Source organism: Pseudoalteromonas sp. PS5 (genome assembly GCF_004103255.1).
Lineage (GTDB): Bacteria > Pseudomonadota > Gammaproteobacteria > Enterobacterales > Alteromonadaceae > Pseudoalteromonas > Pseudoalteromonas peptidolytica.
In genome coordinates, this window is record NZ_RCSQ01000165.1 from 1 (window position 1) to 4,732 (window position 4,732).

Genomic DNA, 4,732 nt, shown 5'->3' on the forward strand with positions numbered 1-4,732 from the left:
AACCGATCTCGGGTTAATTAATTGCTCTATTTTGAGGCGAGGAAACCGTGTCGATAGCTGTTCGAAATAAGAAGTCTTTCACGCAGCTAGCGTCAGATTTACTCCTTCAAATTGATCATGTATTAAGACTAATTGGCATTAAATACAGGTTTTGATCTCGCTTATTCAGCTAAGTCCTCAACGCCGACGATTAGCCAAGGCGCATCACCTGCTGTTTTGCGCTCTAAATGCCAGATCTCAAGAATAGCCTCTTCTTGCATATCATTAAGGTCACGATATTTACCCGTGAACTTAATACTGATCTCCCATACATCGGCAGTTGTGTCTGCACGAACAAGCGCAGCATCTACAAACATGACTTCTGTCTTAACATCACCATGTTGCTCACGTTCACGCTTAAACTCTTCAACTAGTTCAGGGCTTAGGTACTCAGCCATGGTGGTAAAGTCGTTTTGATTCCATGCCGTTTGAATGGTTTGATAGTGTTGTCTGGCACCCTGTAAGAAACCGTTAACATCAAAATCTCGTGGTAGATTCATTGGTACACTGTTAGCGCCAAATCCACCGCTGGTGGCACCGTTGCTTTGAAATTGCTGTGGCTGTTGAGATGGGGTGCTCGGATGACCCATTTGTGGAGCCCCTGCAAAGCTTGGTTGCTGCTTTTTAGCTAGCATGCTTCTAACTAGTTTAAAGATAATGAATGCAGCGATTGCTAATAAAATCATTTCAAGGAATTGAAATCCTTCGAAATCATCACCAAGCATTGCAGCAATTAACCCACCAGCTAACAAACCACCAAGCACACCTGCCATAATCCCTTTTTTGTTTGACTTAGGTTTAGCTGTTGATTTTGCATTTAAAGCTTGGGTGTCCGTTTGTTGCTTTTGCTGAGTAGTTTGAGTTTGATGAGTTTTGCCTTTGCTTTTACTACCAAACTTTTTTCTTGCTTCAGCATCAAAGCTCGCTGTGAATAAAAAACAAACAAGTGAAAATAACACAATGAAATGTTTCATAAAGTTCCTATATACAAAAATAACTTGCAACATTGTAAAGAAGTCATTTTGCTATTTGAATAGGGTTGTATCTTAATTTATTTTGAATTTTGGTGGTTTAGTAAGGATCTTGAGACACCACAATAAGCTCATTGTGGTGTCTGGTTGGTTTACAGCCAACGTAAAGAGTTGTTTACCTCAGTTTGGAACCTCTCAAGTGGTGCACCACGGTTGGCGACCAAGATAGTATTGGCTTTTTCATGATGTGCGATTAGCCCTTCAAAACGACTGTCGCTAAAGTTGTCTTTCTGATCTTGTGTGCTTTGTTGATCTGCAGGCACTACAAAAACGGTCAATGGGCCAAATTCTGATTGCATCACCAAATGCAGGCTTTTTTGCCCCTTAAAGTTACAGAAAGTTGCGTAAACTATCTTGCCCGGTAAAGTATCGAACTTACCTCCTAGCATTGCTAATTTTTCATTAACTGTCTGAAGAGGAACACTTTCCTGCTTTTCCAAGGCATTTTGTTCATAGTAGACGTGTGCAAGCGCATGCTCAGCTGTATCTGTTGGGTGTGCCAAGCCACCGTAATAAAAAATCACAGCAGCAAATAGCATACTAGCGGCTACCGCCAGTGGGGCTGAAATACGCCTAAACCATGAAACATGCGTTACCTTATCGTGTTCTTCCTCCAGCAATTGCTGCTTTGCAATAATTCTTTCAGCAAGCCCATCTGGAACGTCAATATCCAGAGAATGACTTAAAAACTTATCGAAATCGCGCATATCTTCTAGTTGCGCTTGCAATTCGGGTTGTTGTGACGCGTACTTTGCTACCTCTTCATCTTGAGGATCGGCAACAAGGCGACGTCGAAATTCGAGTTCATCCATTAGTTTGATGCCCCCTTTACTGGTTCATATTTAGTCGTTAAAGCGTCTTTGAGTTGGTTACGGGCTCGATATAATCTTGTCATGACTGTATTTTTGTTCAGCTCTAAAATCTCTGCAATTTCCTCACCTGAACATCCCATCACCACCTGAAGTAATAATGGCTCTCGATATTCAGCAGATAAGCTCGCTATTTGTCTCTGCACTACAGTTTGTTCCATTTCGTCATCTAAAGCTGAGCTTCTATCATCGACTAAGGTATCTTGCTCCACCTCCGCATAGTCAAATTGTTTACGCTCAAAACGACGTGCATTTTCTCGTCTTAAAATCGTTAATAACCAAGGCTTAGCGGCTTGTTCGTCTTGTAAAGAGTCAAGCGCACGCCATGCCCGTAAAAAAGTTTCTTGTACTAAGTCTTCGGCAATGCTTGGATCTCCACATAACCAATAAGCGAACTTATATAGCTCTTTGTGGTATGCCCGCACCAGTGACTCGTACTGATGTTGTTTAGTGGCCATATTGATGAGACCTATTTTTTGGCTGGTTTATTTCATCACAAACCAATTATTTTTATTAAGCATAACAGCAATACTCTCTTGTGTTGCTGATCGCTGCTCTATTTTTATACCAACAAGCTTAACTAAGCTTGCTAATTTGAGGCGAAAAATCTTGTCGATAACACCGTTTTCGTACCCTGCTGATGCTGAGATACGTACATATATCTAGGCAAGAAAAATTTGCTATTTATTTGTTTTAAATAAGAAACTTTTAATGCTGTTAGCGTCAGATTTATTCCTGCAAATTGGTTAAGCCTTATTATCAAACAAAAGTGGTAAAGAGTAAAAAAGCGCCGCTTGGCGCTTAGCTATACAGCGTATCAAGTACTTGCTTAGGTCTTTTGTCCGCTGCTTGCTTGATACTCCGTTTTACTTCAGTGAATAAAGCGGATAAATCAACGCTAGATTGGGTGTTGCTGTAAAGTGAACGTTGCAACTCATTCACTTGCGTTTTTAACGACTCAGGCTGTTGTTGCAACCATTTGGCCATCGACATGTTTTGTTGTCTAGTATGGTTGAGCAGTGCCTGATAAAACGCATTTGTGCTGTTTTGTTTAACGGCTTCTTCAAACGAAATCAAAGGCTGTGAGTTGGTTTGCTGACTCATTTTTGGCTGTTGTTTCACTGTTAATTTAGATGCCCTCCACCAGAACATCAATGTGACTAGCCATACTATGTAACCGCTCACTGCTAAAGCCCATACCCACAGCGGTACTGTATAGCTTGTGTGTTGTTGTGTTGAAGTCGACACCGCTTGACTTGGCTCATTACTACGCGTTTGCTGAGTCACTTTTGGTGTTTGTGGTAATACGGGTTGATTTGGATCTTGAACTACATTCAGAGATTTGCTCGCCAATGTAGCAATTTCTTCGCGCTTGGTAATGGTATTGAACCAAGGTAACGTGACTTCAGGTAAAACAAAATCACCAGCTCGCTGAGGCAGATAGGCAAACGAAACGATCAGTTGCGAGATAACTTTTCCATCTCTGGTAATTTGTTTTCGCTCGGAAGTATCAGGATAAATTCTAAATCCATCGGTATCCTCTATCTGAATATCTGGAAGCTGCTCTTTTGTTACTCCTACAGCGGTTAGGGTTAATGTTCGAGTGATTGGAGTCCCAACGGTAAAGGTTGACTCATTAGGTTGCCATTCCTCGGAAAAGTTTAAGTATTCGCTTGGCAACCACGTATCGGCGGCATCGGCCGGGATAGGGGATACTGAAAAGTCAATACTATCGCCAACGGCAGAGGTAGCCATACGGCGGTAATTATCTCTGATCTGGCCATTAAATACTGGCGGCTTGATGGTGAAGTCACCACTTTTTTGCGGTTGGATCATGTATTCACGCGTCAAAACCATATAACGGCGTCCATCAATAATCTCGTATTCTTCACTGGCTTTACCTAACTGTGTAAAGGTAGCACCATCTGAGATAGGATCACTCAGCTGGCCATCTAGTAAGTCCTTGCCAATATACAGCTTAACGGTGTAAAGCGCTGCTTGCTGCACATAAAGGTTAGGTGTTTTTAGTTCAGTCTTGACGAAAATATCTTTGCTTTGCTGTTGATCCTCACGAGCGACGACTGAGATTTCGATTGGCTGCGTTTTTGCGCCATCAACTTCGAACGCGGGAATGGTATAGGTTCCTGGGGAGCGAGCCACAAGCTGCATTTGCCAGGTTGTTGAGCTAGCAACACTGCCATTGATGATACTCGTTCGAGAGCTGGTATTTACAGGGCTTGTGACAAAGTCATTACTCAAAGCTGACACATCTGGAATTGTGCCTTTGACTTTTCCTTGCGCGACGATTGACAAGGTAAAATACTCACCCGCAAGTACTGGATTTTTGTCTACGCTTGCGGTGAGATTATCCACAGCGAGCGTTTTGTGGCTTATTATTAACAAAGACAGCAAAAATAAAATACGTTTTACCATGATTTCTCAACTCCTCTCGGTAGACGTCTTTGTTTACGTTTTTGTGCTTCTAATTGCATTTTATTTCTCAGTAATATCGCTGGGTCGTCAGGTACTTTTCTGAGTAACTGATTGAGCTGTTGTGCTTTTTCAATTTCTTCAGGTGTCAGAGGTCGACTTTCCTGCATCATGGCGGCATTGCGTGCTTGTTCATCTTGCGGTGTTTGTTCTGCGTCCGTCTCAGATACAGCTTGCCCCTGTTGTTGGCTTTGTTCATGTGCTTGCTGATCTGCTTCTTGTTGTTGCATGGATGGATCTAGCTGCGGCTCATTATTATTTTGCTCTTGTTGACTCTCTGATTGCTGACCCTGTTGGTCTTGC

Annotated in this window: 4 protein-coding genes and 1 pseudogene; all 5 read right to left on the minus strand. The window is 42.2% G+C overall.

Annotation, left to right across the window (positions count from 1 at the left end; genetic code table 11):
- Positions 1–161: 161 nt before the first annotated feature.
- On the minus strand, positions 162–1,013 hold the full coding sequence (locus tag D9603_RS18345; protein WP_128732389.1) for a Tim44-like domain-containing protein: 852 nt from the start codon (positions 1,011–1,013) through the stop codon (positions 162–164).
- Between the two features lie 149 nt (positions 1,014–1,162).
- Positions 1,163–1,882 (minus strand): DUF3379 family protein, encoded by a 720-nt coding sequence (locus D9603_RS18350; RefSeq protein WP_125252787.1) that lies wholly within the window; start codon positions 1,880–1,882, stop codon positions 1,163–1,165.
- The gene (locus D9603_RS18355) at positions 1,882–2,397 is read right to left on the minus strand and encodes a sigma-70 family RNA polymerase sigma factor (RefSeq protein ID WP_125252788.1); all 516 of its coding nucleotides are present in this window, start codon (positions 2,395–2,397) and stop codon (positions 1,882–1,884) included. The genes D9603_RS18350 and D9603_RS18355 overlap by 1 nt, the downstream gene beginning before the upstream one ends.
- A gap of 343 nt (positions 2,398–2,740) precedes the next feature.
- Positions 2,741–4,372 carry a BatD family protein gene (locus D9603_RS18360; protein WP_128732390.1) on the minus strand — a complete coding sequence of 544 codons (1,632 nt, stop codon included), beginning with the start codon at positions 4,370–4,372 and terminating at the stop codon, positions 2,741–2,743.
- A pseudogene (locus D9603_RS22210) lies at positions 4,366–4,732 on the minus strand (hypothetical protein); the annotation flags it as partial. The gene D9603_RS18360 and the pseudogene D9603_RS22210, both read right to left, overlap by 7 nt.

Coding starts and splice junctions, on each gene's coding strand:
- D9603_RS18360 (WP_128732390.1), bottom strand. CDS start 4,372: ATGGTAAAACGTATTTTATTTTTGCTGTCTTTGTTAATAATAAGCCAC.
- D9603_RS18350 (WP_125252787.1), bottom strand. CDS start 1,882: ATGGATGAACTCGAATTTCGACGTCGCCTTGTTGCCGATCCTCAAGAT.
- D9603_RS18345 (WP_128732389.1), bottom strand. CDS start 1,013: ATGAAACATTTCATTGTGTTATTTTCACTTGTTTGTTTTTTATTCACA.
- D9603_RS18355 (WP_125252788.1), bottom strand. CDS start 2,397: ATGGCCACTAAACAACATCAGTACGAGTCACTGGTGCGGGCATACCAC.